Annotated in this window: 22 protein-coding genes; 9 read left to right on the top strand and 13 right to left on the bottom strand. The window is 69.6% G+C overall.

Annotated features, from left to right (window positions below):
* Positions 1-116: 116 nt before the first annotated feature.
* Together ED92_RS41125 and ED92_RS41120 are read left to right on the top strand one after the other, a co-directional pair.
* Positions 117-1,343 carry a M20 family metallopeptidase gene (locus ED92_RS41125; RefSeq protein WP_037348351.1) on the top strand — a complete coding sequence of 409 codons (1,227 nt, stop codon included), beginning with the start codon at positions 117-119 and terminating at the stop codon, positions 1,341-1,343.
* Entirely contained in the window at positions 1,340-2,677 is a 1,338-nt protein-coding gene (locus tag ED92_RS41120) for an MFS transporter (RefSeq protein WP_037348349.1), read from the top strand. Before ED92_RS41125 ends, ED92_RS41120 begins: the two co-directional genes overlap by 4 nt.
* Before the next feature lie 100 nt (positions 2,678-2,777).
* Here ED92_RS41120 and ED92_RS41115 read toward each other — a convergent pair whose 3' ends face one another.
* Positions 2,778-3,377 (bottom strand): TetR/AcrR family transcriptional regulator, encoded by a 600-nt coding sequence (locus tag ED92_RS41115; RefSeq protein ID WP_037348347.1) that lies wholly within the window; start codon positions 3,375-3,377, stop codon positions 2,778-2,780.
* 83 nt (positions 3,378-3,460) lie between these two features.
* Here ED92_RS41115 and ED92_RS41110 point away from each other — a divergent pair, with 83 nt between their 5' ends.
* Together ED92_RS41110 and ED92_RS41105 are read left to right on the top strand one after the other, a co-directional pair.
* The gene (locus ED92_RS41110; protein WP_037348346.1) at positions 3,461-4,552 is read left to right on the top strand and encodes an FAD-dependent oxidoreductase; all 1,092 of its coding nucleotides are present in this window, start codon (positions 3,461-3,463) and stop codon (positions 4,550-4,552) included.
* A 29-nt stretch (positions 4,553-4,581) separates the two neighbouring features.
* Positions 4,582-5,127 carry a GNAT family N-acetyltransferase gene (locus ED92_RS41105; protein WP_037348343.1) on the top strand — a complete coding sequence of 182 codons (546 nt, stop codon included), beginning with the start codon at positions 4,582-4,584 and terminating at the stop codon, positions 5,125-5,127.
* Positions 5,128-5,262: 135 nt separating this feature from the next.
* On the opposite strand, the gene ED92_RS41100 is transcribed toward ED92_RS41105, so the two are convergent.
* The gene (locus ED92_RS41100; RefSeq protein ID WP_037348342.1) at positions 5,263-5,628 is read right to left on the bottom strand and encodes a hypothetical protein; all 366 of its coding nucleotides are present in this window, start codon (positions 5,626-5,628) and stop codon (positions 5,263-5,265) included.
* 229 nt (positions 5,629-5,857) lie between these two features.
* Between ED92_RS41100 and ED92_RS41095 the strand changes: the two genes are divergently transcribed.
* Genes ED92_RS41095 through ED92_RS41085 form a run of 3 tightly spaced genes read left to right on the top strand, consistent with a single transcriptional unit; the run spans position 5,858 to position 9,062 of the window.
* Positions 5,858-7,192, top strand: a complete 1,335-nt coding sequence (locus ED92_RS41095) for an MFS transporter (RefSeq protein ID WP_235213525.1) — start codon at positions 5,858-5,860, stop codon at positions 7,190-7,192.
* Positions 7,189-8,328, top strand: a complete 1,140-nt coding sequence (locus tag ED92_RS41090; RefSeq protein WP_081976091.1) for an ROK family transcriptional regulator — start codon at positions 7,189-7,191, stop codon at positions 8,326-8,328. The genes ED92_RS41095 and ED92_RS41090 overlap by 4 nt, the downstream gene beginning before the upstream one ends.
* On the top strand, positions 8,325-9,062 hold the full coding sequence (locus tag ED92_RS41085) for an SDR family NAD(P)-dependent oxidoreductase (RefSeq protein ID WP_037348341.1): 738 nt from the start codon (positions 8,325-8,327) through the stop codon (positions 9,060-9,062). The genes ED92_RS41090 and ED92_RS41085 overlap by 4 nt, the downstream gene beginning before the upstream one ends.
* Here ED92_RS41085 and ED92_RS41080 read toward each other — a convergent pair.
* Positions 9,040-9,903 carry an aminoglycoside phosphotransferase family protein gene (locus tag ED92_RS41080; protein WP_235213527.1) on the bottom strand — a complete coding sequence of 288 codons (864 nt, stop codon included), beginning with the start codon at positions 9,901-9,903 and terminating at the stop codon, positions 9,040-9,042. The genes ED92_RS41085 and ED92_RS41080 overlap by 23 nt on opposite strands.
* 211 nt (positions 9,904-10,114) lie before the next feature.
* Here ED92_RS41080 and ED92_RS41075 point away from each other — a divergent pair, with 211 nt between their 5' ends.
* Positions 10,115-10,759 carry a lytic polysaccharide monooxygenase gene (locus ED92_RS41075; RefSeq protein WP_037348338.1) on the top strand — a complete coding sequence of 215 codons (645 nt, stop codon included), beginning with the start codon at positions 10,115-10,117 and terminating at the stop codon, positions 10,757-10,759.
* 111 nt (positions 10,760-10,870) lie between these two features.
* On the opposite strand, the gene ED92_RS41070 is transcribed toward ED92_RS41075, so the two are convergent.
* Both ED92_RS41070 and ED92_RS41065 read right to left on the bottom strand, forming a co-directional pair.
* Positions 10,871-11,932 (bottom strand): family 43 glycosylhydrolase, encoded by a 1,062-nt coding sequence (locus ED92_RS41070; protein WP_233629981.1) that lies wholly within the window; start codon positions 11,930-11,932, stop codon positions 10,871-10,873.
* Between the two features lie 244 nt (positions 11,933-12,176).
* The gene (locus tag ED92_RS41065; protein WP_037348334.1) at positions 12,177-13,004 is read right to left on the bottom strand and encodes a helix-turn-helix transcriptional regulator; all 828 of its coding nucleotides are present in this window, start codon (positions 13,002-13,004) and stop codon (positions 12,177-12,179) included.
* 81 nt (positions 13,005-13,085) lie between these two features.
* Between ED92_RS41065 and ED92_RS41060 the strand changes: the two genes are divergently transcribed.
* Positions 13,086-13,493 (top strand): SRPBCC family protein, encoded by a 408-nt coding sequence (locus ED92_RS41060; RefSeq protein ID WP_037348333.1) that lies wholly within the window; start codon positions 13,086-13,088, stop codon positions 13,491-13,493.
* Here ED92_RS41060 and ED92_RS41055 read toward each other — a convergent pair.
* The 8 genes from ED92_RS41055 to ED92_RS41020 form a co-directional block, all read right to left on the bottom strand.
* Positions 13,462-14,361 (bottom strand): helix-turn-helix transcriptional regulator, encoded by a 900-nt coding sequence (locus tag ED92_RS41055; protein WP_037348332.1) that lies wholly within the window; start codon positions 14,359-14,361, stop codon positions 13,462-13,464. The two genes, ED92_RS41060 and ED92_RS41055, sit on opposite strands and share 32 nt — an antisense overlap.
* 53 nt (positions 14,362-14,414) lie before the next feature.
* Positions 14,415-15,218, bottom strand: a complete 804-nt coding sequence (locus ED92_RS41050; protein WP_037348331.1) for an SDR family oxidoreductase — start codon at positions 15,216-15,218, stop codon at positions 14,415-14,417.
* 158 nt (positions 15,219-15,376) lie between these two features.
* Positions 15,377-16,597 (bottom strand): glycoside hydrolase family 18 protein, encoded by a 1,221-nt coding sequence (locus tag ED92_RS41045; protein ID WP_052121346.1) that lies wholly within the window; start codon positions 16,595-16,597, stop codon positions 15,377-15,379.
* Between the two features lie 44 nt (positions 16,598-16,641).
* Entirely contained in the window at positions 16,642-17,880 is a 1,239-nt protein-coding gene (locus ED92_RS41040) for an MFS transporter (protein ID WP_037348328.1), read from the bottom strand.
* Positions 17,877-19,598, bottom strand: a complete 1,722-nt coding sequence (locus ED92_RS41035) for a condensation domain-containing protein (RefSeq protein WP_052121344.1) — start codon at positions 19,596-19,598, stop codon at positions 17,877-17,879. Before ED92_RS41035 ends, ED92_RS41040 begins: the two co-directional genes overlap by 4 nt.
* On the bottom strand, positions 19,595-20,389 hold the full coding sequence (locus ED92_RS41030; RefSeq protein WP_037348326.1) for a protein phosphatase 2C domain-containing protein: 795 nt from the start codon (positions 20,387-20,389) through the stop codon (positions 19,595-19,597). The genes ED92_RS41035 and ED92_RS41030 overlap by 4 nt, the downstream gene beginning before the upstream one ends.
* Positions 20,386-22,089 (bottom strand): NAD(P)-dependent oxidoreductase, encoded by a 1,704-nt coding sequence (locus ED92_RS41595; RefSeq protein ID WP_152611177.1) that lies wholly within the window; start codon positions 22,087-22,089, stop codon positions 20,386-20,388. The genes ED92_RS41030 and ED92_RS41595 overlap by 4 nt, the downstream gene beginning before the upstream one ends.
* A gap of 186 nt (positions 22,090-22,275) precedes the next feature.
* Complete coding sequence (locus tag ED92_RS41020; RefSeq protein ID WP_052121340.1) at positions 22,276-22,833, bottom strand: helix-turn-helix transcriptional regulator; 558 nt, start codon at positions 22,831-22,833, stop codon at positions 22,276-22,278.
* Positions 22,834-23,046: the final 213 nt, after the last annotated feature.

Genomic DNA, 23,046 nt, shown 5'->3' with positions numbered 1-23,046 from the left:
TTGCGCTTCCAGGGGTCGATCGTTGAGCGATTCCGACGATTCTAGCCCGATATCGGACGTGGATTCGCACACTCGACGACCAAGACGCCGACGTCCGACGCAGAGGAGATCGACCGGTGGACCTTCACGACGACGCTCGAAGCCTGCAGGACGAGCTGGTCCGGTTGCGGCGCGACCTGCACCGCGAGCCCGAGATCGGTCTCGACCTGCCCCGCACGCAGGAGCGGGTCCTGCGTGAACTCGACGGGCTCGGCCTGGAGGTCTCCACCGGGACCGACACGACCTCGGTGACCGCGGTGCTGCGCGGCGAGGGTGCGGCCAGGGATTCGGCCCGGCCGCGGACGGTCCTGCTGCGCGCGGACATGGACGCACTCCCGGTGGCCGAAGCGACCGGCCTGGACTTCGCCGCCACGAACGGCTCGATGCACGCCTGCGGCCACGATCTGCACACCACGTCGCTGGTCGGCGCGGCGCGGCTGCTGCACACCCACCGCGACCGCCTCAACGGCGACGTCGTCCTGATGTTCCAGCCCGGCGAGGAGGGCTGGGACGGCGCCGGCGTGATGCTCCGGGAAGGCGTGCTCGACGCCGCGGGCAGGCGCGCCGACGCGGCATACGGATTGCACGTTTTCTCGTCGATGCTGCCCAGCGGGCAGTTCGCCAGCCGTCCCGGGACGCTGATGTCCGCGTCGTACCGGCTGCTCGTCACCGTGCACGGCGAAGGCGGCCACGGGTCGATGCCGCACCGCGCCAAGGATCCGATCTCCGCCACCGCGGCCATGATCACCGCGCTGCAGACGATGGTCACCCGGCGGCTGGACATCTTCGACCCGGCGGTGATCACGGTCGGCGTCATCCGCGGCGGCACCAAACGCAACGTCATCCCCGCCACCGCCGATTTCGAGGCCACCGTCCGCTGTTTCTCGGACGCCGCCGGCGCGCTGCTCGACACGGCGATCCGCGAGACGATCGACGGCGTCGCGCGGGCGCACGGCGTCACCGCCGACGTCGTGTTCGAAAGCGAGTACCCGGTCACCGTCACCGACGTCGACGAGACCGCGTTCGGCGCCGAGGTCGTCCGCGAAACGATCGGGGAGCAGTACTACACCGAACTGCCCAATCCGGTGGCCGGATCCGAGGACTTCTCCCGGGTCCTGGCCGAAGTGCCGGGCACGTTCCTCGGTCTCGGTGCGCTGATGCCCGGCCTCGAACCGGACACCGCGCCCAACAACCACAGTCCGTACGCCGACTTCGACCCGTCCGTGCTGGCCAGGGCCGCCACCGTCTACGCCGAACTCGCCGTCCGCCGTCTCGACCGCTTCGCCGAAGGAGCCACCCGATGAGCGCGACCGCGGGCACGGCCACCATCCCGGACCGCCGCCGTACCCTGTTCGGCCTCGGCGCGGGCAACGCGATGGAATGGTTCGACTGGAACATCTACGCGACCTTCGCCTCGTTCTTCGCCGCGCAGTTCTTCAACGCGCACGACGAGGTTTCGGCGCTGCTGAGCACCTTGGCGGTCTTCGCGGTCGGCTTCGCCGCCCGGCCCCTCGGCGGCTTGGTCTTCGGCTGGATCGCCGACCGCAAGGGCCGTCAGCTGTCGATGACGCTGACGGTCGCGATCGCCGCCGGTGGCAGCCTCGTCATCGGCTTTTCCCCCACGTACGGCCAAATCGGCGTGTGGGCGTCGGTGATCCTCGTGGTGGCACGGCTGGGTCAAGGCCTCGCGCACGGCGGTGAACTGCCTTCGGCGCAGACCTACATCGCCGAGGTCGCCCCGGCCGGCCGTCGCGGGTTGTGGTCGAGCCTGATCTATTTCTCCGGAACTTGCGGTGTGCTCGCCGGCACGCTGCTGGGCGCGGTCCTCTCCGGGGTGCTGAGCCACGATCAGATGCTCTCCTTCGGCTGGCGGATCCCGTTCGTGATCGGTGGCATCTTCGGGCTCTACTCGCTTTACATGCGGCTGCGCATGCGGGAGACCGGCGTCTTCCTCGCCGAGTCGGCCAAGGACGAAGCCGCCGGGAAGAAGGCCGAGAAGGGCCGGATCTGGCAGACGATCAAGCAGAACCCGAAACTGCTCGTGCAGGTCGTCGGCCTGACCGTCGGGGCCACGGTCATCTACTACATGTGGGCCGTCGCCGCGCCGTCGTACGCGATCACCGTGCGCGGCGTCGACCCGACCGGCGCGCTGTGGGCGGGCGTTTTCGCGAACGTGATCTTCCTGATCGCCTTGCCGTTGTGGGGAAGGCTGTCCGACCGCATCGGCAGGAAGCCGGTGCTGTTCATCGCGATCGTGGGTCTGCTGGTGCTGAGCTTCCCACTGAACGCGATGGTCGGCGACCAGGCCTGGCAGTTGTTCTCGGCGATGTCGATCGCCCTGGTCTTCATGGCCGGGTTCTCGTCCATCGGCCCGGCGGTCTACGCGGAGATCTTCCCGACCCGGATCCGCACGATCGGCGTCGGCGTGCCGTACTCGATCGCGGTCGCGGCCTTCGGTGGTACCGCGCCGTACCTGCAGACGCTCCTCGCCAAGAACGGCCACCCGTCGCTGTTCGTCGTCTACGGCATGGTGCTGATGGTCATCAGCGCCTTGGTCGTGTTCACCCTCCCGGAAACGCGGGGTGTCGACCTGCACGAGAAGACGAACGTGGACGTCGAGGCGAGGACCGTCGCCTGAGCGGACTCGGGGCGGGTGAAGGGGACTTTCACCGCATGCGATGCGGGTAAAGCGCCCTTCACCCGTGTCAGGCGCACGACACTGGGGCGACTGTGTCCGGTCATGGCGATCGTCGCCAGGGCGCGAGCGCGACTTCGGTCGCGGTCCTCATCGCGGCCTGCAGTGTGGCGGGGTCCGTTCCGTCGGTGTCGTCGAGCAGGGCCTGAAGCGCGCCGGTGACCGCGCCGACGAACGCCCCCGTCAGCGCCGCCGCACCCACCGGGTCGATCCGGTCCGGGAACGCGGCCGCCAGATGTTTCGCGATTTCTCGTTGCGCGGCCAGCTGTTCCTGAAGCGCACGGCCGCGGACGGCGGGCACGGTCTGGATCATCCGGAGCCGCAACGCCGCCAGGGGGCTGACCAGTTCGTCACTGGTCGCGGTGACCTGGCTCAGGGCTCGCAGCAGGACCTCGGCCGGGCCTTCGGCCGGTCCGCGAGTGGCGATGGCGTCGATGGCGGCCTGTACGCGCTCGTCGGCGTCCGGGAACAGCAACTCTTCCTTGCTGGCGAAGTAGCTGAAGAACGTGCGCGCGCCGATCTCCGCGGCCGCCGTGATGTCGGCGATCGTCGTCTCGTCGTAGCCCTTGCGCTCGAAGAGTTCCGTCGCCGCGTCGATGAGCGCTTGGCGTGTACGGGCTCGCTTTCGATCACGGAGGGACATGCGGGGAGCATACGCGCGGCAGCAGTGAGTGCAAACATGCAGTCATTGCCGATTTGCACTCACTGCTGATATCGTCGTCCGGCATGGAGACCGTGTTGATCTGCGGCGCCGGAGTCGCCGGTTCGACGCTCGCCTATTGGTTGGCACGTAACGGTTTCAAGGTCACTGTCGTCGAGCGGGCCCCGGGCATGCGCTCCAGCGGTAACCCGGTCGACGTTCGTGGGCCCGCGCTGCCGGTTGTCCAGGCCATGGGCGTCGTAGGCCGTCTACGCGACGTCGCGACGAGTGCGAAAAGGGTGTGTCTGCTCGGCGGAGACGGCCGTCGGATCGCCACTGTCGGCCTGTCCGCGGGCAAGGGGGAGGAGTTCGAAGTCCCTCGATCGGATCTCGTCACCGTGCTGCACGAGGCGGCCCGTGGCGACGCCGAGTTCCTGTTCGACGACACGATCGTCGGGTTGCGCCAAGACGAGCACGGCGTCGACGTCACCTTCGACCGGGCCTCACCCCGGCGCTTCGGCTTCGTGATCGGCGCGGACGGCCTGCACTCCGCGGTCCGGCGGCTCATCTTCGGGGCCGAGCGTTCTTTCGTGCGCCCCACAGGGATCTTTGTCGCCACCACGTCGTTCGGCGGCCCGGTCGACCACCCCGAGGAAGTCCTCCTCCACAACACCCCGGGCAGGCTGGTCGCTGTTCACCCGTCACGGGACGACGGCGGCGTCGCGTTCATCTTCCGTGCCCAGGCCGAGAATGTGGACCACCGGGACACGGCCCGGCACAAGCTGATCGTCACCGCGGTGTACGGCGATGCGGGTTGGCGGGTCCCCGAGCTGCTCGAACGCCTTCGGGAGGCCGACGACGTCTTCTTCGACGCGGTCAGTGTCGTCGACCTCCCTTCATGGTCACACGGCCGGATCGCCTTGGTGGGTGACGCGGCCTCCTGTGTTTCCCTGCTCGGTGAAGGCTCCAGCCTCGCGATCGCCGGCGCGTACACCCTCGCCACCGCTCTGACGTCGGCGTCGTCCGCCGGTTTCGGCCAGTACGAGGCCGAGCACCGCGCCCGGGTCGGGCCCGCGCGGCGTACTGCCAAGATGACCGCGGCCATGCTCGTGCCGAAGACCGGAATCGGCTTGGCGACACGAAATCTCGCGGCCCGCGCCTGGCGGTGGAGCGTCTGACCGCATGGGCGTGCGCTAGCTTGCCCGCTATGACCGAGCGCGGATCCGTCGTCTGGCCACCGGCCCCGATCAAGACCGAGCGGCTCCTGCTCCGTGAGTCCGAGGCGCGCGACCGAGCGGCGTTCATCGAGCTGTTCGCGTCGCCGGAGGTGGGTACCTACGTCGGTGGCCCTCGATCCCGCGAAGAGCTCGAACGCACAAGTCCTGAGGTGCCGGGCCGGCGCTTCGGACTGTTCGTCGTCGAGCTGGACAGATCGATGATCGGCATGATCACGCTCGATCAGCGCGATGCCGAGCGTCCGGGGCACGTTCGCCCGGACGCCGGGGAGACCGAACTCGGCTACCTGTTCCTGCCGCGGGCATGGGGACGCGGGTATGCCGCGGAGGCGTGCGCGGCAGCGCTCGAGTGGTTCGCCGGCGCGCTTCCCGGTGAACCGGTGGTGCTCTGCACGCAGACTGCGAACGATCCCTCGATGCGGCTCGCGGTGAAGCTGGGATTCATCGAGGTGGAGCGGTTCGAAGAGTACGACGCCGAGCAGTGGTTCGGCGTCTGGCGCCCCACGAATGACGGATAGCTCGGTCGGGCGTCCGGGCGATCCGATCACTGCTGCGGTGACCGGATCGCGCTCACCGAGGGCGGCCGCCGATGCCTCGACCAGCGTGCGTTGCTGGTCGAGGCATCGCGCAAGTGGCCGGACCTACCCGGCGGGTCAGTGGTCCCAGCGGATGCCGATCCGCCAGTTCACCGGGTACTGCAGCGGGCCGGTCGTCAGCGTGTAGAAACTCGCGGGCAGAACGCAGGATTCCGTCTTGGCCGGCGCGTGGATGTAGCCGCCGCCCGAGCAGTTGCCGATCGTCCACTTGAACCAGTGGTCGGGCGAGCCGGGCGCCCCGATCGCGTCGATGTCGACGTGGATGGTGCCGCCGGGGAAGAATCCCGACGCCAGTGAGCAACTCGTGGTCGTGTAGCAGTCTTTCGGTCCCGCGCCGCCGGCGGCGTCGGCCACGCCCGCTCCGGTGATCGCGGTGCCCAGCACGGTTCCGGCCACGATCGCGGCCGCTCCGATCTTCTTCACTTTTGACTCCCCAGTCAGATGTCTTCGCTCGAGGGCGAATTGTCGGAACCATACCGGACCGGGCGGATCCGGGAACGGCAGATCGGCGGACCGCTTGCCCGATCGGCCCGACTCGGCGGACCGATCGTCCCGGAAGCCGCCGGATCGGGGCGGAGGCGCCAGGCCCGCTCCTAATTTAGTGCTCGTCGCACAAAAGTCGGGGCGGGGAGGAATCCGGATGGTGTCGGGAATGGCGAGCCGGTCGACGATGTCGCCGAGACGGGCGCGGTTCGTGCGGAACTGGACCGGCAGGCTCGTCGCGTTCGGCGAGTTCATCGATGGCTACGACCTGCTCGTCATCGGCGCCGCGGTCCTGTTCCTCAAGCCGTCGTTCCACCTCACCGCCTCCCAGGTCGGCCTCGTGACCGCGGCGGCGTTCGTGGGCACGGCGCTCGGCCTGGTGGTCTTCGGTGATCTGTCCGACCGCTTCGGCCGCAGGCTGATCTTCATGATCAACCTGGCGGTCTTCGTGGTGGCCTCCCTCGCCGCGGCGTTCGTCCAGGACGTGTGGCAACTGGTCGCGGCCAGGTTCGTGCTCGGTGTCGCGGTGGGGATGGACATCCCGACCTCCCACGCCTTCCTCACCGAGATCGCGCCCAAATCCCGCCGAGGACGGATCGCGGGCAGCTTGCCGAACATGATGTGGCTGGGTGGCGCCGTCACGTCGGTGTTGCTCGCGCTCGCGCTCCAGCCGTTGTTCGGCGACGAAACCTGGCGGTGGCTGTTCGGGCTGGCCGCGCTGCCCGCGGCCGCCGTTCTGGTGGCGAGGCAGTTCCTGCCGGAGTCACCCCGTTGGCTGAGCGCGCGTGGTCGCGTGGAGGAGGCGCGGCGGATCTACGACGCGCTCGGGTTGGAACCGCCGAAACACGAGGTCCCGGAGCGGCGGAGCTACCGGATGCTGGTGTCCGGCGGTGCGTGGCGGCGGCTGGCGACGGTCACGGCCTTCTTCGCCATCCAGGCATTCGGTGGCGCGGTGGCGACGGTCGCCGGGCCGTTGATCATCAGCAGCACCGGCATCGGGGTCTCCAACACCCTGTACTTCTCCCTGCTGGGTTTCGTGGTGGGGCTGATCGCCGTGGTCGCGGGCGCCGCGATCATCGACCGCGTCAACCGGCGCTGGCTGGGCGTGTGGACGTGTCTCGGGGTGTTCGGCGCCGGGCTGGGAATCGCGTTCACCGGCGAGCGCGCCGGTGTCGGCCTGGTGGGCTTCTGGGTCGTGTACGCCATGCTGACCTGGTTCGGTCCGGGCGTGCTGTCCTGGGTGTGGAGCACCGAGGCGTTCCCCACCTCCTTGCGGGGCCTGGGTTCCGGTATCGCGCAGTGCGTGACCCGGCTCGCGATCGCGCTCAACGTGTTCCTGGCACCCATGCTGGCGCAGAAGCACGGCGTCACGGTCGTCGCGTGGTACGCCTGCGCGTTCCTGGTGAGCGCGGTGATCGTGCTGCTGTCGCCGTGGCTGGCCACCACCGGTGTCGAACTGGAGGAGACCAACGGTGTCGAGTCCGGGAAACCGGAGTCGCGATGAGCCACCCCGGTCACACCGGAAGCCGGCCGCGTCAAGCCCGGCAGGCCAACACGGCCGCCGTGCTCCAGTTGCTCGTCCGGAGCGGTCCGCTGGCGCGCGGCGACATCGCGAAGGAACTGTCCCTCAACCACGGCAGCGTCAGCCGGATCATCGAGCCCTTGCTGTCCGCAGGTGTCGTCCGCGAACTCGCCGAGCGCTCCACCGGCGCCCGGGTCGGCAGGCCCCGGGTGCCGGTGGAGATCGATTCGTCCAGCCGGTACGCGGTCGGTGTGCACTTGGGTCTCGAACGGACCACGCTCGGGCTGATCGACCTGTCCGGGCACTGCGTCAAGACACACTCCGAGAAGCGCGATCCGGCGGACGTCGCCGGCACTCTGCGGCATGCCGCGGAACTGGCGGCGGGGGTGGCGGACGCCGCGCCGGGACCGGTGCTGGGCATCGGTGTCACCGCCGGCGGTGAAGTGGACCGGGCGACCGGCCGGGTCGTGCGCAACGACGTACTGGGCTGGACCGACGTCCGGGTCTCCGACGTGTTACGCGAGCGGACCGGGCTCGACGTCGTGGTGGACGGCAACGTGGCCGCCCTGCTGGGTGCCGAACTCACCTTCGGCGCGGGGCTCGGCGGGCACGACGTGTCGTATCTGTTCATCGGCAACGTCACGGAGACGGGGTTCCTCAGCCGTCCGGCGGGTACCTGCCCGAACGGCATCGTCCAAGGCGACTTCGGCCGCCTCCTCGTACCCGAGCTCGACGGCGGCGGTCATCGGCGCTTCGGCGAATGCGGGACGGACGTGGCGTTGCTCGCCGCCGCCCGGTCCGCCGGGGTAGCGGCGACCTCGCTGGCGGAGCTGATCCGCTTGGCGGACACGGATCCGGCCGCGGCGGGGCTGCTCGATGCACGCAGCGCGCAGGTGGCTTTGGTGGCCGACACGGTGTACGACCTGATGCGGCCGGACCTGATCGTCCTCGGCGGCAGCGGCGCGCCGTCGGACCGATGGCTCGACGCGGTGCGCGCTCGCGTCGAGACGGCCCCGCCGCACGCGCTGGTCCGGCCACTGGCACGGGGCAATCCGTTGGTCGTCGCGGCGGCGGGGCTCGTCGTGCGTGCCTTCTTCACCAGTGGGGAGTGGTCATGAGCGGTGTGGTGGTACTCGGCGGCGCGGGCGGTATCGGCTCGGCCGCGGTCCGCGCGTTGCAGGCGGAGGGGCGGCCGGTGGCGGTGGTGGACGTCGCGCCACCGCCACCGGAACACACCGGCGTGCCGTGGATCCGTGGTGACGCCAGCGATCCGGCCGTGATCGGTGCCGCGTTCGACGCACTCGGCGAGGTGACCGGGCTGGTGCATTGCCTGCTGAGCGAGTATCGCGCCCCCTTCACCGAACAGACGGCGGACGCGCTGCGCAAAGTGTTGGACATCGGCGCGGTATCGGCGCTGGAACCGTTGCAGCAGTTGGTCGCCCGTGCCGGGGGAAGGCGGTGCGCCGCCGTGCTCGTCAGTTCGATCCACGCCTGTCTGGCCTGGGGCGGACAGGCCCCGTACGCGATGGCCAAGGCCGCGTTGGAGGCGCTGGGCCGCGCGGCCGCCGTGGAACTCGGACCGCGCGGGTTGCGGTGCAACACCGTCCGGCCGGGGTTCGTCATGGTGCCGCGGAACGCGCATCGCTGGCGGGACGCGGGTACCCGCGAAGCCTTGTCCGTGCTTCAGCCGTCCGGCGAGCTCGCCGGACCGGACGACGTCGCGAGCGTGGTCGCCTTCCTTCTCGGCGATCGGGCCAGGTTCGTCTCCGGCGAGACCGTCACCGTGGACGGCGCGATGACCGCCGTGCTGCCCGAGCCACCGCCGTCTTTCAACCGAGGAGTGCCTGGGTGATCTGGCGGGTGGTCTGCGCGGCGACGCGGGGGTTTACGGCGGCGTAGGAGACATAGGCGTTCAAACCGGTGGCCAAGGCCCAACCACGACCGCGGGTCCAGGTCGCGTCGTCCACATCGAGCGCGGTGCGGAAGGTGGCTCGCGTTTCGGCCGACATGAGGGTGAAGGCGATGATCAGATCGCGAGCCGGATCGCCGACGCCGAGCTCGCCGAAGTCGAGGACGGCGCTGAGGCGGCCGTTGGTCGTCAACAGGTTGCCGGTGTGGAAATCGCCGTGGAACCAGACCGGCGGACCGCCCCAGCCGGGGGCGGCGAGGGCGTTGTCCCACAGGTCGGTCATCGCCGCGGTGTCGAAGGCATCGCCGACTTTCGCGATGGCGAGCCGCGTCGCTCTATCCCGAGTGGCGAGCGGACGACCGGTGAGATCCTCGGTCGTTCCGGCGTCGATCCGGTGGAGCGCGGTCAGGAACCCGGCCAACGCCACTGCGGCTTCGTGCGAGCCGGACAGGGCGTCCACGGTCGCCACCTCGCCGTCCAGCCATCGCGACACCGCCCATGGCCACGGATAGCCGAAGTCCGCCGTTCCCACTCCCACCAGTGTGGGTACGGCCAGCGGCAGGTGCGGGGCCAGCCGGGGCAACCACTCGGCTTCCTTCGGCGCCTGCTCGATCGCGCCGTCGTGGCGAGGTAGCCGCACGGACAGGTTCTCGCCCAGCCGGTAGATCACATGATCCGAGCCCGCCGGGGCGTACGGAAGCAGCGGCAACCCGGCCCATTGCGGGAACTGCGTGTCGATCAGACGCCTCGCCAACGCGATGTCGATCACCGGGGTGGTTTTCACGGTCAAGAGCGGCTCCTGCGGTCGGCGGTGGCAGCGTGTCATGGTCTCTGCCCGGCGATCAACCGATTTGCCGAGCCCGCCCGTGAACTGGGCCCTCGCCTTCCGGGAAATCGACGTGACCGGAGCCCGAACCCGACTTTCGGGCCTACTCGGCGGTGTGCCGGGCGCCTACCGTGGCATGGTCTAGACCTCTCATGAGAGGACTCGTGCGATGAAGTTTTCCCGCTCTGTGGTGAAAGTCGCGGTATTGACCGCGGTGTTCGGCGCGGTTTCGGTGTTCACCGCCGTTCCCGCGCTCGCGCATGGCTCGATGGGCACTCCGATCAGCCGGATCATGCGCTGTTTCCAGGAAGGTCCGGAGAATCCGCGGTCCGCCGCGTGCAAGGCCGCCATCGCGGTGGGCGACAGCTGGCCGATTTACGACTGGGACGAGGTCAACATCGGTGACGCCAGTGGCCGTAGCCGCGAGATCATCCCGGACGGCAAGCTGTGCAGTGCCGGCCGGGACAAGTACAAGGGGCTCGATCTGGCCCGTGCCGACTGGCCGGCGACCACGATGCCGGCCAGTGGTCCGTACACCTTGCGGTATCAGCTGACCGCCGCGCACCCGGGCACCTTCGAGCTGTATGTCACCAAGCCGGGTTACGACCCGACGAAACCGCTCAAGTGGTCCGACCTGGAAGACACCCCGTTCTACAAGCAGAACAACCCGCCGATCGCCGGCAACGCCTACCAGTTGAAGGCGAACCTGCCCGGCGGGCGGACCGGCAGGCATTTGATCTACTCGATTTGGCAACGCCACTGGCCCGATTCCGGCGAGGCCTTCTACTCCTGCTCGGACGTCATCTTCACCTGACTGCCGCGGCCCGGCCGACAAAGGTGGTGAAGACCGATGTCGGCCGGGCCGGGCAGGGGTCCGGGTGGTCCGTGGGGAGCGGTCGAGTGTCCCTTGTGGACAGTCGGGCCTTTAACTGAGGTAGAAGCCGCCGTCGTTGCGGAGGACCGTCGCGACGATCGGGAACCGGCGAGTGCCGTTCCACCAGTGGTAAACGGCGTGGTACTGGCCGTTGGCCGCCTGGAAGAAGTCCATCCCGCCCGGGCCGGGGTGGTTGCCGGGCAGGCCGCGGTAGGGGTTGAGGCCGCCGGTGCCGGTGTACCCGAAGTAGGGCCGCTCGGCCCCGTTCTGCCGCGGTGTGCAGCGCGTCGACGGGATCGGGCCGGTGCCGCACCGGGCGATGCCGGTCGCGTAGCGTGCGCTGTCCCAGTTGTTGCCGGAGTAGGCCAGGTACCAATAGCCGTCGGCGGATTTGAACATCGACGGGTTCTCGATCACGTGCGTGCCGCCGCTCATCCGGATGGTCTCCCAGCCGATGTCGGTGCTCTTCAACGCGTCCCGGCGGGTGTCCCAGTCCGCCATGCCGTTGGACTGGGTGCGCACGACCGAGATACCGGTCTCCGGGTACGAGGTGATCGCGTCGTCCCGGTAGGCGACGTACATGGAGCCGCCCGAGACGAACGGGTTCGCGTCGATGGCCCAGCGGCCGTTGCCCGGGCAGGCCCACTCGACGGGGTTGGTGAACGGTCCTCGCGCACTGCCCGAGACGGCGCGGCCGAGGCATTTCTGGCCGGAGCCCCGCTTGGACGCGGTGTAGTACATGAAGTAGGTGTCGCCGAAGCGGACGACGCCGGGCGCCCAGACGTTGCCCTCCGCCCAGCTGCCCGGCCCGTTGGGCAGTGCGTCGGCCGACGCGCACGTGCCCACGCCGACGGTGTTGCCGGAGCCGTGCACGAGCACCGGCACGAACAGTTTCCCGGTCACGCCGCACCGCTCGCCGACACCGGCGCCGACCGTGGTGCCGTAGGTGACGTACGAGCCGTCCTTCGCCTGGACGGTGTCCGGGTCGGCTAGGGGGAACGTCGACTCGGCGGCCGCGGTCGAGACACCGTCGGCCGCGCCTGCCGTGCCGACCGCCGTGACGGTGGCCGTGGCGGTCGTGGCGAGCACGCCGGCCACGAGTAATCTGGTCATCCACTTGCGCATGCTGAATCCCTTACTGGGCAAGAAGAGTGATGTCGGTCAAGAGGCGCACCCGGCCACCCACGGTCGGGGTGGGAAGCCTTGCGGCCGCGATGCCGGGTGAGATTCGCCGGGGTGGCCGGCTCCTCTCCCCGGTTACTTGTGGACGGACAAGTGCGCCGGTTGCAAACTATGTGACCTCACTCGCCAACGGGACAGAAAGCGCGGAAACTGCCGCTCGATGCATCCGTACGGCCTATCGGTGCTGTCGTTCGACCGTGGTGAGCAGCCTGCGTAGCGCGGTGGGGGTGTGCCCCAGATGTTCGCGCACGGTCCGGCACAAGTGCGCCTGGTCGGAGAACCGGAGATCGGCGGCGAGGGTGGCCAGGCTGGGCTCACCCGCTTCCAGCCGGTCCAGCGCTCGGGCGACGCGTACGCGGTTGCGGTAGCGGGTCAGGGAAACCCCCAGTTCTCGGGTGAAGGCCCGGCTGAGCCGGTACGGCGAGACACCCAGCAGGGTGGCGAGCGGGACCAGGCCCGCCGCGGCGGGATGACCCTCGCCGATCAGACTTCGGGCTCGGGCTACCAGGGTCCGGTCACCGGCGCCCGCCGGATCGCTCTCCGGGACAGTCGTGGTCACGACCTGCCGGACGGCCTCGGTCACCAGGCTGACCAGTCCTTCGGTCGCCGCGTAGTCCGTGTCGGCGGCGCGGGAGGCGGCCAGGAGCCGCCGGTGGGCGAGGTCGAGCCGGCCGTCGACGTACAGCGACGTGCGTTGCAGCCGTGGTGCGTCGCCGGCCATCGCGCGCCAGAACGCGGGGGTCAGGCTGATCGAGGTGCACCTGTCGCCGCCGGCCGGATGGGCGAAGTACTCCTCCTCACCGGGCATTCCGAGGTAGCCGACGGTGCGGTCGAGGTCCACGGGGACGCCACGGACCCGGCGGCGGAACCCGCCGCGGCGCACGAGCACGAGCCGCACGTCCTCGCGTGGTCGCTCGGCCGACCAGCCGCGATGGTCGTCCCGGCAGTCCACGTCCGCGATGGCGAACTCCGGGCGGGCCGCTAGCCCGAGGAAGGAAAGCACCCACGGAGGCTATGTGGAGGGTCCGACAGTTCCGCAAAGATCTTCAAGACGTGGGGGACGGGTTCGGGGCAGGTTGGGGATATGGCTTCCCTCAGCAAAGAAATCATGGTCGAGTCCAGCGCCGAAGCGGTGTGGGAGGTGATCGGCGACTTCAGCACGGGTCCTTCGCGGATGGCACCGGGGTTCGTGGTGGACACCCGGATCGAGGACGGCTGCCGGGTCGTCACCTTCGCCGACGGCACGGTGGTCCGGGAGCGATGCGTCACCGTCGACCACGACACGCGCCGGATCGTCTACGCGGTGATCGGCGGCACCGTTCGACCGGACCACGACAACGCCTCCATGCAGGTCTTCGCCGACGGCGAACGGCGGTGCCGGCTGGTGTGGGCCCGCGACGTCCTCCCCGACGCCTTGGCCGCGCCGATGGCCGAGGCGATGTCGCGCGGTTTGGAGGTCATCAAGCGGACCTTCGATGAGCCCGGGCGGTGATCTCGGTCGCCGGGTTCTCCTGGCCGGCCGCCCACGACGCCAAGAGGGCCAGGCCGTCCGCGGTCGCCGTCCCGGCGGGTGCGGTGTAGACGGTCAGGAGCAGGCCGGGTTCGGCGGGCAGCTCCATCGACTCGACGTCCAGGTCGAGCCTGCCCACCACGGGATGGTGCAGACGTTTGCGTCCGGACCGGTGGAGCTGGACGTCCTGAGACGCCCACCGCCGCCGAAACCGCTGACTGCGCGTCGACAACTCACCGACCAGGGCGATCAGCTCCTCGTCGTGCGGATCGCGGCCGGCTTCCATGCGTAGCTTCGCGGCCACGTCGCGGACGATCCGGTCATAGTCGACAAAGAACGTTTTCGCCGCCTCGGGATCCAGATACACGAACCGCGCGGTGTTCGCCGGTCGTCGCGGGTCGGCCAGCACGGGCGAATACAGCGCGCGGGCAAGGTGATTCATGGCCAGCACGTCATAACGGCCGTTGCAGATCCACGCCGGCGCGTCGGTGATGGCGTCGAGAACCTGCTGAAGCGCGGGACGCACCGTCACGGCGGGCCGGCGTCGGCGAGCGGGCGCCTTGGAGCGCCGTGCCAGGTGGAACAGGTGATCGCGCTCGGCCTCGTCGAGGTGCAAGGCGGAGGCCAACGCGCCGAGCACCCCGTCGGAGGCGCCGGCGAGGCTGCCGCGCTCCATCCGCACGTAGTAGTCGACCGATACCCCGGCCAGGAGGGCTACCTCTTCGCGACGCAGACCTTTGACCCGGCGGTTGCCGCCGTAAGCGGACAGTCCGGCCCGCTCCGGCGTGATCCGCGCGCGCCGCGAACTCAGGAATTCCTTGATCTCGGTGCGCAGGTCGATCGTGGCCACCTTTTCACTGTAGGCCGGTGTCCACAGGCGAAGGGAGGCACTGCTGGTACCCCCTAAGTACCTGACGCGGTCGTCGCGATGCCGCCGTCGACCGGCACGATCGCGCCCGTCAAGTAGGACCCCGCCCGGCCGGCGAGGAACACGGCGGTGCCTGCCATGTCGTCGTCACGGCCGATGCGGCGCAGAGGTGTCTTCGCCGCGATCGTGTCGCCGATGGCGTCGATCGTGGCCGCCATCATCCGCGACGGGAACACTCCTGGGGCTATCGCGTTCACCGTGACGTGCTGTGGGCCCAGTTCCCTGGCGAGCACCCTGGTGAGCTGATGGAGTGCCGCTTTGCTGCCTGCGTACGAGTAGTTGGGCGCCTCGGCGACGTGGATGGCGGCGATACTGCCGATGTTGATGATCCGCGCGGGATCATCGGCGGTACCCGCCGCGCGCAGCGCGGGCAGCAGCGCCTGCACCAGCCAGAACGGCGATTTGAGGTTGAGGTCGATCACCGCGTCCCAGGCCTCGGCGGGGAACGTCTCCAGCGGCTCGCGCCACATCGCTCCGGCGTTGTTGACGAGGATGTCCAGACGTTCCCAGTCGGCCTTGACGAGATCAGCGAGGCGCTGGCACTCGTCGTATCTGGACAGGTCGGCCGGGATCGCTCGAACGTCGCCGAATTCGGAGAGCAGACGCTGCGCCTCCGCGCACGCGTCCGCCTTGCGTGAGCTGACGATGACGCGGGCGCCCGCCTGCAGAAGGCCGCGCGCGATCATCATCCCGATGCCCCTGGTTCCGCCAGTGACAAGTGCGTGTTTCCCACTCAGATCGAAAAGTCCTGAGTGAGTGGTGAACCGGTCGCCCGCCATGAGTCTTCGTCCGTTCTGTCGTGTGAAGCCGACTCGAACAGGCTGACAGGCGTGCTGGACGTCGGGGAGTTCCTGGCGATACAGGTACCGCGAGAGCCCCCTTGCCCGGGACCGCGGAGGCCGGCGGTTCCCACGTCGGGCGACCGCCGGCCGTTCCATCAGGGCCGGAGCCAGGGCCCGGTCATCGCGGCGAGCAGGCTGTGCTGCGGATCGTCGGCGCCCAGCTCCCACATCATCATGCCCGCCAGGCGGTGGCGTTTCGCGAACAGCGAGCGGTCCTGAATGGACCGTGGGTTCTCGTAGCTCACCCAGATCTTCTTCTCCGGATTCCAGAGGTACGGCGAGCGCACGATCGGGTCCCAGCCCTTGCGGAATCCGGGGTCACCGGCCCACTCCGGGCCCATGAGGACCTTGTAGTCGAGGAACTGCATGGCCGTGTACGGCTGGTAGAGGCCGTCGTTGGCGGTCGAAGTGACGGTGAACGCCCGGCCGTAGAAGGGAACGCCGAGGACGATCTTCTCGCGCGGGACACCGTGGTCGGTCATGTACTTCAGCGCGCCGACGTTGTTGTTGTACTCGTCGTTCGGATCACCGGGCCGCTTGACCAGCGGGTCGTTGAAGCAGGAGAACTTCGAGTAGCCCGTGCAGAAGTCGTAGGTCATCAGGTTGAAGATGTCGACGAGCCTGCCGACTTCACGCAGGTCGAAACTGTTGGACGCGTCGTAGGGCGCGCCCCCGGTTCCGGTGCCGTCGTCCTGGACACGGCCCGCGGGGATGTCCGCGGACAGCTTCATGGCGCGGCCAGGCCTGCCGTGGTCGCGGGCATAGCGTTGCAACTGGGACCTGAACTCCTTGAGCAGCAAGGTGAAGTTCGCGCGGTCGGCCGGCGAGTTGCCGATACTGGGCAGCCCTCCCGAGACCGGGAACTCCCAGTCGACGTCGAATCCGTCGACCAGCCCGGCCGGGAACGCGCTCAGCCATTTGTCCACACAGGACTTCACGAAGGCGCGCCGGGATTCGGCGGTCGCGGCGCCGGCGCCGAATCCCGGCGCGGCCCAGCCGCCGATGATCAGCACGGTCAGGCCGGGGTGCTCACGTTTCACCGCCGCGAGGCTTTCGATGTCCTTGCGCTGCTTGGCGTCCGGGGTGCTGCACCGGCCGCCCGCCGGCGAGGCGAACCAGTAGCTGATGGTGTTCAGCATTTCCCAGGGGACCTGGTCGGCGGGCGGTGTGCCACCCCAGAACGCCTCCAGGATCGGCCGATCCGGTGGCGGGGCGGCCTCGATGTCCGGTGTCCCGGAAGCGGGGGAGGCGGGGAGCAGTGCCAGGACCGCGGCGAGGCACAGCCCGAGCCGCAACGCCAGATTCTTCGGTCGCATGGAAGATCCTTCCTAGTGGGAATGGGTACGAGTGGCGGTGGCGGTCACTGAGCACTTCGCAGGTCCCTGATCGAGCGGACCGCGAGCAGCAGCACGGTACAGGCGAGCCCGAGCACGGTCGCGAGGATCATCAGTGGCCGTGCGCCGAAAAGGCTCGCCATCGGCCCGGCGAGCGACCTGCCCAGCACCAACGCGAGCAGCGATCCCGAGACGTCGTAGGCGTAGACCCGGTTCAGGAGTTCCGCGGGGATCTGGGTCTGGACCGTGGTGGACCAGAGGACACCCCAGTAGGCGAGGCCGAAACCGGCCAGCGTCCAGCCGGCGACGAGCAAGGCGACCGGAAGCCCCACCGCGGGCGTGATCGGGTACAGCGCGAACAACGCCCAGCCGATCGCCCCGGACAGCAGCGGACGGCTCGGGCGGACGCGCATGGCCACCGCGCCGCCCGCGACCCCGCCCGCGCCGAAGGCGGCCATCCCGATGCCCAGCGCGGTCGAACCGTAGTCCGAGACGACCAGGTCCGCGCCGACCGGCAGCGACACACCCGCCACGAAACAGCCGTACACCAGGTGGATCGCGATCACGCCCCAGAGCCAGCCGCGAGCGGCGAACTCCCGCCAGCCTTCGACCAGCTGACGCCAGAACGACGGTTCACTGTCCTCAGTGGACTTGACCGGCGTGAGCCGCAGGGCGAACAGGCAGAGGGCGCTGATCCCGTACGTCGCGGCATAGATCCCGAACACGGTCCCGGCTCCGGCGACGGCGACCAGCACACCGGCGAGCGCCGGGCCGAGCACGCCCGAGATCGCCTCGGAGATCCGCAGGATGCCGTTCGCGCCCTGGACGTCCTCCGCGACCTGCGGGACCATGCTCGCCACACCGGGCTGGAACAACGCGGTGGCGGCACCGCTGAGGAACTGCAGGACGACGATCGCCGGCAGCGACGGCGTTCCGACGGCGAAGGCGACCGCCATCCCGCCCTGGACGACCAGCCGGACGAGGTCCGCGATGATCATCATCCGGCGCGGCGTGAACCGGTCCGCGAGCACGCCGCCGAACAGCATGAACAACGCGAGCGCGCCCATCCACGCGCCGAGGGCGTAGCCGACGCCGTCGATCCCGTGACCCGCCGCCAGCACGGCGATCGAGAGTGCGACGGGCAGCATCGCGTCGCCCAGCATCGACCCGCTGCGCGCGGTGAGGTAGAGCTTGAAGTTGCCGGACCAGAGCCGTCCGGCGGCCGGTTTTCCTTCACCGGTCAGGGTTTCGGTGTCGTGACTCATACCGGCAGCTCCCGCCCGCTCGAGGAGTCGATGGCCGTGGCCGTCCAGGCGACCGGATCCAGCGGATCGGCGGGTGGCTCGGCGCAGATCACGTAGTGGTGCGGCGCCAGCGCGGTCGGCCGTCCCGGCAGCGCGGCCAGTACGCGGGCGTGCAGGTCCGCGGGCGTCGCCGGGCCGGTCAGGTGGCACACCAGCCGGTGCCCCAGGACGTCGTCGGGCTCCGCGGTCACCAGATGCGGCCGGTCACCTAGGACGTCGGAGACCAGTGCCCGGACGGCGTCCAGCTCGACCCAGCACGAGTCCGAGAGATGCCAACCCTCCCCGCGTTCGATAGGGGCGAGCGTGGTGAGCGAATGCAGTTCCTTCACCGGAAGATCCGCCTCGGCCGCCGCACGCAACAACGCCAGGAGACCGCGGCCGAACTCGGTCACCTCGGAGGTGTCGAGACAGCCGGGGTCGACCCACAGCGTCAGATCCAGTTCCGTGTCGAGGCGGTACAGGCAGCCGAAGAAGCGGGTCGGGATGTCCTCCTGCGGCAGCAGTTCCAGCGTGCCACCGATTTCGGGGTCGTCTTCGACGTCCGGCCCGCCCGGCAACCACACCGATGGCAGCCTGCCGTACGCGGCGCGAGGCGGCTCGCCGACCGCCGCGTCGCCCAGCGCGCTCATGTCGTTGAACACGAGATCCCTGGCGAAGGAGAAGCCCCGTTCGTGGGTGACACGGGTGATCACCTCCCAGATGGCGTCGGCTTCGAACCAGCTGTGCCGGTACGCGGGCACGGAAGCGGCGCGGACGGCGTGGACCAGTTCGTCGAACGTCTCCGGGATGGTGACCGGGAGCAGCGCGTCCTGCGCCATCGAACCGAAGAAGCGGCGCAACTGCTTGAGCACCCGGTTGCCGGACAAGGACGTCGTCACGCAGGAGGATTGCGCGGTCCAGTGCGCGATCAGCGCGTTGAGCGCGGCGAGGGCGATGGCGGAGGGGCTCGCGCTGGTCCGCTCGGCGATCGCCGCGATATGGCCCATCGCGGCCCGTGAACGGACCCGCAGCCCGGGCCGGAGGAAGCCGGTTCCGGTGGCGGGCACGGGGAACATCGCCTGCGGAACGGTACGCAGCTTGCTTTCCCAGTACCGCGTCGCCGCTTGTCCCAGCCGCTGCACCGCGGGGGTCTTCTCGAGTTCGACGACGTCGAGCGGCTGTGGCGAGTCGTCCACGGGCAGCTCGTGCCCGGCGGCCAGCTCGGTCCATTCGCCGAGGAGGAGTTCGCAGGTGGCGACGTCCATCGCGGCGTGGCTCACCACCCAGACGAGCCGGCGCGGGACGGCGTTCTCGGTCACCACGGCGAGACGCAGTGGCAGCTCCGCGGTCAGATCGAAGACCCGGGATCGCAGGGCCCGCGCGGTGCTCTCGGCCGTCCGGAGGACGTCGCCGTCGCTCTCGACGACCTCGACGTCCAGCTCGCCTTCCGCGAGCACGTGCTGGAGGGTCCGATCGCCGAACGAGTACGTCGTCCGCAGCGACTCGTGGCGTTCGAGCAGCACCCGGATCCAGGCGGCGACCTGATCCACCGGCGCGCCGGGCACGTCGAACACCATCGCGAGGTTGAGCCGCGTCGGATCGTCGTCGAGGGTGATGGCGCGGACGATGTTCGCGTGGCCGAACGCCAGCGGACCGGAGCGAGCCGTCTTGCCGGTGAAACGGACCTGGAACCGGGTCATTTCGTCACCTCATGGGTCGGGCGGGTCAGGGGAGCGGCGCTGGTCTCGAATCGGCAGAAGGCGACTGTCGCGTCGTCGTGGTGTTTCCCGGCGAAATGGCCCGGCGCGGTACGAAGTTCGGCGCGGCGGGTCTCGTGGACGACGGCGGCCGGGCCGTCGAGCTCGGCGACGTCGAGCAGCTGGTGCCAGGTCCAGCCGTACCGTTCGACGAGCCGGTACGCGCCGTCGGTGAGGAGCGCGGCGCGCCGCAGTCGCGAGAGTTCCACGGTGCCGGTGCGGGCCTGGGCGGCGGCGGCCGGATCACTGCCCGCGACCCAGAACCCGCCGGGCGCGTTGCGCAGGGGCCGGACCTCCTGCCAGGACAGGTGCAGCAGCCGGTCGATCCGGTCGTCGATGACGGCCTCGACGGTGCCGTCGAGCCGTTCGAGCACCACCGCCGAATCGCTGAGCACCAGGTAGTCGGCGAAGCCGTCCCGTTCGCGCAGGATCGCCACGGTCGCCGTCGGGCCGCAGGGATTGCCGAGATCGCAGGTTCCGGAGTGGGCGTCGCGGACCGACTCGATGGCCGCGCGGAGGACGGCACGCAGGTCCTCGGCGGGACGTTCGACGAGGAGCCGGTCCAGCGCGGTGCCGAGTCTCGCCACCAGCCAGCGGACGTCGTGCACGCAGCCGGTCTCCGCGCCCGGTTCCGCCGTCGCGCCGTCGATGACCAGTGCGTGATACCGGCCTGAGAGCACCAGATCCTCGTTGACCAGGCCGTCACCCGGCTGGGAGAGACGATCGACTTTCATGCTTCGTCCTTTTCGTAGGCGAGCCATTGGGCGAGTGCGCGGATGCCTTGATCGAGTTCCGTCGCCGGTTCGTCGGCGACGAGACGAGGGGCGGAAGGGCCGTGCGGCGACGACGGCCAGCTGACCGGAACCCGCCGGACGGTGCGGGCGACCGCGTCGGCCAGTTCCCGGCTGGTCAGCGGGGACGGAGTCGCGACGGTCCGCCGCGGCGCCGGCTGGTGCAGGAGGTGGTGCACGGCGAGCGCGATGTCCCGGATGTAGGCGGGCCGGTGGGTCGCCAGTGCCGGGACATCGGCCTGGATCGGTTGTGCCAGCAGGGCTTGCCGGGTGAACGTCTCCAGGACGGAATAGCCCTCGATACCGGGCCCGTACGGCGAACCGGTCCGCAGGACGCTGGTGCCCGGCGCGGCGGCGGGGACGGGTGCGCCGGGAGGGCAGACCTGGACCACGTGCCGCGCCGTCACGGACGGGAGCGTGGAACCGGGTTCGGCGACGTGGACCACGGCGTCGACGTCCGGCCCGTCGTTCCCGGCCAGGACCTCGTACCCGCGATCGGCCAGATGGCGTGCGATCTCCCGGCCGAGCGGGCGGTGGGTGGTGGTGACGAGGACGCGTTCCCGCCGGGGCGCGGGCGAAAGTCGTGCCCGGGCACCGGCTTCGTGGCCGAGACGGGCCAACTCCGACATGGCGGGCCGCAGCGTCCGGAGCGTGGAAGCGCCGACGGTGGTGCACACCCCGCCCGCGCCGATCGTGCCCAGCGCGAGGGAGCCGACCCGGTCGAGCCGGCCGCGGGTCCCGAGGGCGCCGAGGAGGTAGGCCGTGGTCCAGAGTCCTTCGATGGCTTCTTCGTCGAGATGCCGTTCCAGATCGGCGAGAGCGCCGAACACCGACCCGGTGACTTCGAGCCGTTGCTTCTGGCAGGCGTCGAAATCCCAGCCCGCCCGGCCGAAGTACCGTTCGGCGTCGATGGTCGTCCGTCTTCCGTCCTCACGCACGACGCACTGGGCGATCCCGTGTTTGAAGAACGGGATGACGTCGGGATCGAGCGGACCCGCGCCGAGTGACCAGTCGTCGCCGGGCGGGGCGGCGAAGCACGCCGACCGCCGTGAGCCGTGCGAGTCGTTGCGGAGGACGCTGGGTTCGTCCGCGTGCTCGACGAGATTCGGCGCGACGAGGAGCACCGGGACCCCGGCCGCGCGCAGGTACCGGGACATGACGACGTCGTCGGGCCAGGTCGAGCCGTGCGCTTCGGCGAAATCCGCGAAACCGGCCGCGATCCGGGCGGGCAGCGCCAGCGCGACCGTCGGGGTGTACTCGTGGGTCGCGGTGACCCATCTCGCCCCGGCCAGCGCGGCGATCCGCACGGCGGCGCCGTTGCGGGAGTTCCAGTTGGTGTAGAAGGCGATCGCGGCATCGGGGGCGGCCGCGACGGCCGCCCGGGCGTGGTCGAAGAAGCCGTCGACGGGAACGGCGTCGTCCTGGAGGACCAGGTGGTGGGTCGCGCCTTCGGCGATCGCGGACCAGGCCCGGATCGCGGTACGCAGGGCGGTCGGCGGTCCGCCGGGCTCCGGATCGGCGACCGGTCGCAGCGCCCCGGCGGGCGCGGCGGCCAGCAGGCGGCCGGTGAGTCCCGGCCGCCGCGGATGGGTCATGACGGCACCGGTGAGCACTATGTCGTGGCAGAGGGGCGGAGTGGTCACGTGGCTGGTCCAATCAGGACGTGAATTCGAGACGATCCGGAACGGAATCTAGGTCGGTCCCCGCGGGGGCCACCAGAATTTGGCCGAAACCGGACTCGGCGACCGGAGAAAGCGATCTCGATCGGCGACTCGGGTAATGATCAATCCACAATGGACGGAGAATGCGGCCGCTACCGGACAAGCACTTCAGTCGGCCGTGCCGTCGGGCAGCCACCCGCATTCCGCCGCCCGGAACCCGAGTTCGAACCGGCTCCTCGCGCCGACGCGGGCCATGAGGACGTTGACGTACCGCCGAACGGTCCTCGCGGATACCCCCAGCCGGTTCGCGACCGCTTCATCGGTCAGTCCGTCGACCAGGCAGCGCAGGATCGCCTGTTCGAACTCGTCCGGCCGAGCGGACGTCATCTCCCAGGGCGTCGCCTCCTCCCAGCGAGGGTCGAAGGCCTCGGCGAGAGCGCTGATCAACGTCGGCGTGGTCACCATGAGCAAGCTTTTGGCGTCGTCGCCACCCGAAGGGACCAGCGCCAGTCTGCGGTCTATCAAAAGGGATTCTTCGATCGCCCGATCGGTGACCTTGACCCGGAGCCCGTGCCGCACCGCCTCGGTGATCTCGCCGCGCGCGTGTTCCGCCGGTGTCGTGCACAGCAGCCGCACCCGGACGTGCGGCGGGAAGGCGCCGCGGCGCGCGGCCGCGGTGACGGTCCCGCCGAACCACGGCGAACCGCCCGTCGCGGTGGTCAGCACTTCCCGTCTTGCGGTGGAAACCAGATCGAGTACAGTCGACAGGCTCGTTCCGTCGGTCGGGTTCGGAGCGGATGACGCAGACACTGACCTTGCCCCCAGGCGTGTTCGTCCTACACGATCGCACTTTGTTTTCCCGCCAGCTGAATTCTTGTTCCGAAGCATGCGGAGAGCCGGTATAAATTTGGTATGGACCACTAATCGCAAAGGTCGCGA

Origin of the sequence: Amycolatopsis sp. MJM2582, assembly GCF_000754115.1 — a bacterium.
Taxonomy (GTDB): domain Bacteria; phylum Actinomycetota; class Actinomycetes; order Mycobacteriales; family Pseudonocardiaceae; genus Amycolatopsis; species Amycolatopsis japonica.
This window is presented reverse-complemented; position numbering and strand designations above follow the sequence as displayed.

What these genes read in the sequence shown, in the direction of transcription:
- ED92_RS41120 (WP_037348349.1), top strand. Translation starts at nt 1,340, where the DNA reads ATGAGCGCGACCGCGGGCACGGCCACCATCCCGGACCGCCGCCGTACC.
- ED92_RS41115 (WP_037348347.1), bottom strand. Translation starts at nt 3,377, where the DNA reads ATGTCCCTCCGTGATCGAAAGCGAGCCCGTACACGCCAAGCGCTCATC.
- ED92_RS41110 (WP_037348346.1), top strand. Translation starts at nt 3,461, where the DNA reads ATGGAGACCGTGTTGATCTGCGGCGCCGGAGTCGCCGGTTCGACGCTC.
- ED92_RS41105 (WP_037348343.1), top strand. Translation starts at nt 4,582, where the DNA reads ATGACCGAGCGCGGATCCGTCGTCTGGCCACCGGCCCCGATCAAGACC.
- ED92_RS41095 (WP_235213525.1), top strand. Translation starts at nt 5,858, where the DNA reads ATGGCGAGCCGGTCGACGATGTCGCCGAGACGGGCGCGGTTCGTGCGG.
- ED92_RS41090 (WP_081976091.1), top strand. Translation starts at nt 7,189, where the DNA reads ATGAGCCACCCCGGTCACACCGGAAGCCGGCCGCGTCAAGCCCGGCAG.
- ED92_RS41085 (WP_037348341.1), top strand. Translation starts at nt 8,325, where the DNA reads ATGAGCGGTGTGGTGGTACTCGGCGGCGCGGGCGGTATCGGCTCGGCC.
- ED92_RS41075 (WP_037348338.1), top strand. Translation starts at nt 10,115, where the DNA reads ATGAAGTTTTCCCGCTCTGTGGTGAAAGTCGCGGTATTGACCGCGGTG.
- ED92_RS41070 (WP_233629981.1), bottom strand. Translation starts at nt 11,932, where the DNA reads ATGACCAGATTACTCGTGGCCGGCGTGCTCGCCACGACCGCCACGGCC.
- ED92_RS41060 (WP_037348333.1), top strand. Translation starts at nt 13,086, where the DNA reads ATGGCTTCCCTCAGCAAAGAAATCATGGTCGAGTCCAGCGCCGAAGCG.
- ED92_RS41050 (WP_037348331.1), bottom strand. Translation starts at nt 15,218, where the DNA reads ATGGCGGGCGACCGGTTCACCACTCACTCAGGACTTTTCGATCTGAGT.
- ED92_RS41045 (WP_052121346.1), bottom strand. Translation starts at nt 16,597, where the DNA reads ATGCGACCGAAGAATCTGGCGTTGCGGCTCGGGCTGTGCCTCGCCGCG.
- ED92_RS41040 (WP_037348328.1), bottom strand. Translation starts at nt 17,880, where the DNA reads ATGAGTCACGACACCGAAACCCTGACCGGTGAAGGAAAACCGGCCGCC.
- ED92_RS41035 (WP_052121344.1), bottom strand. Translation starts at nt 19,598, where the DNA reads ATGACCCGGTTCCAGGTCCGTTTCACCGGCAAGACGGCTCGCTCCGGT.
- ED92_RS41030 (WP_037348326.1), bottom strand. Translation starts at nt 20,389, where the DNA reads ATGAAAGTCGATCGTCTCTCCCAGCCGGGTGACGGCCTGGTCAACGAG.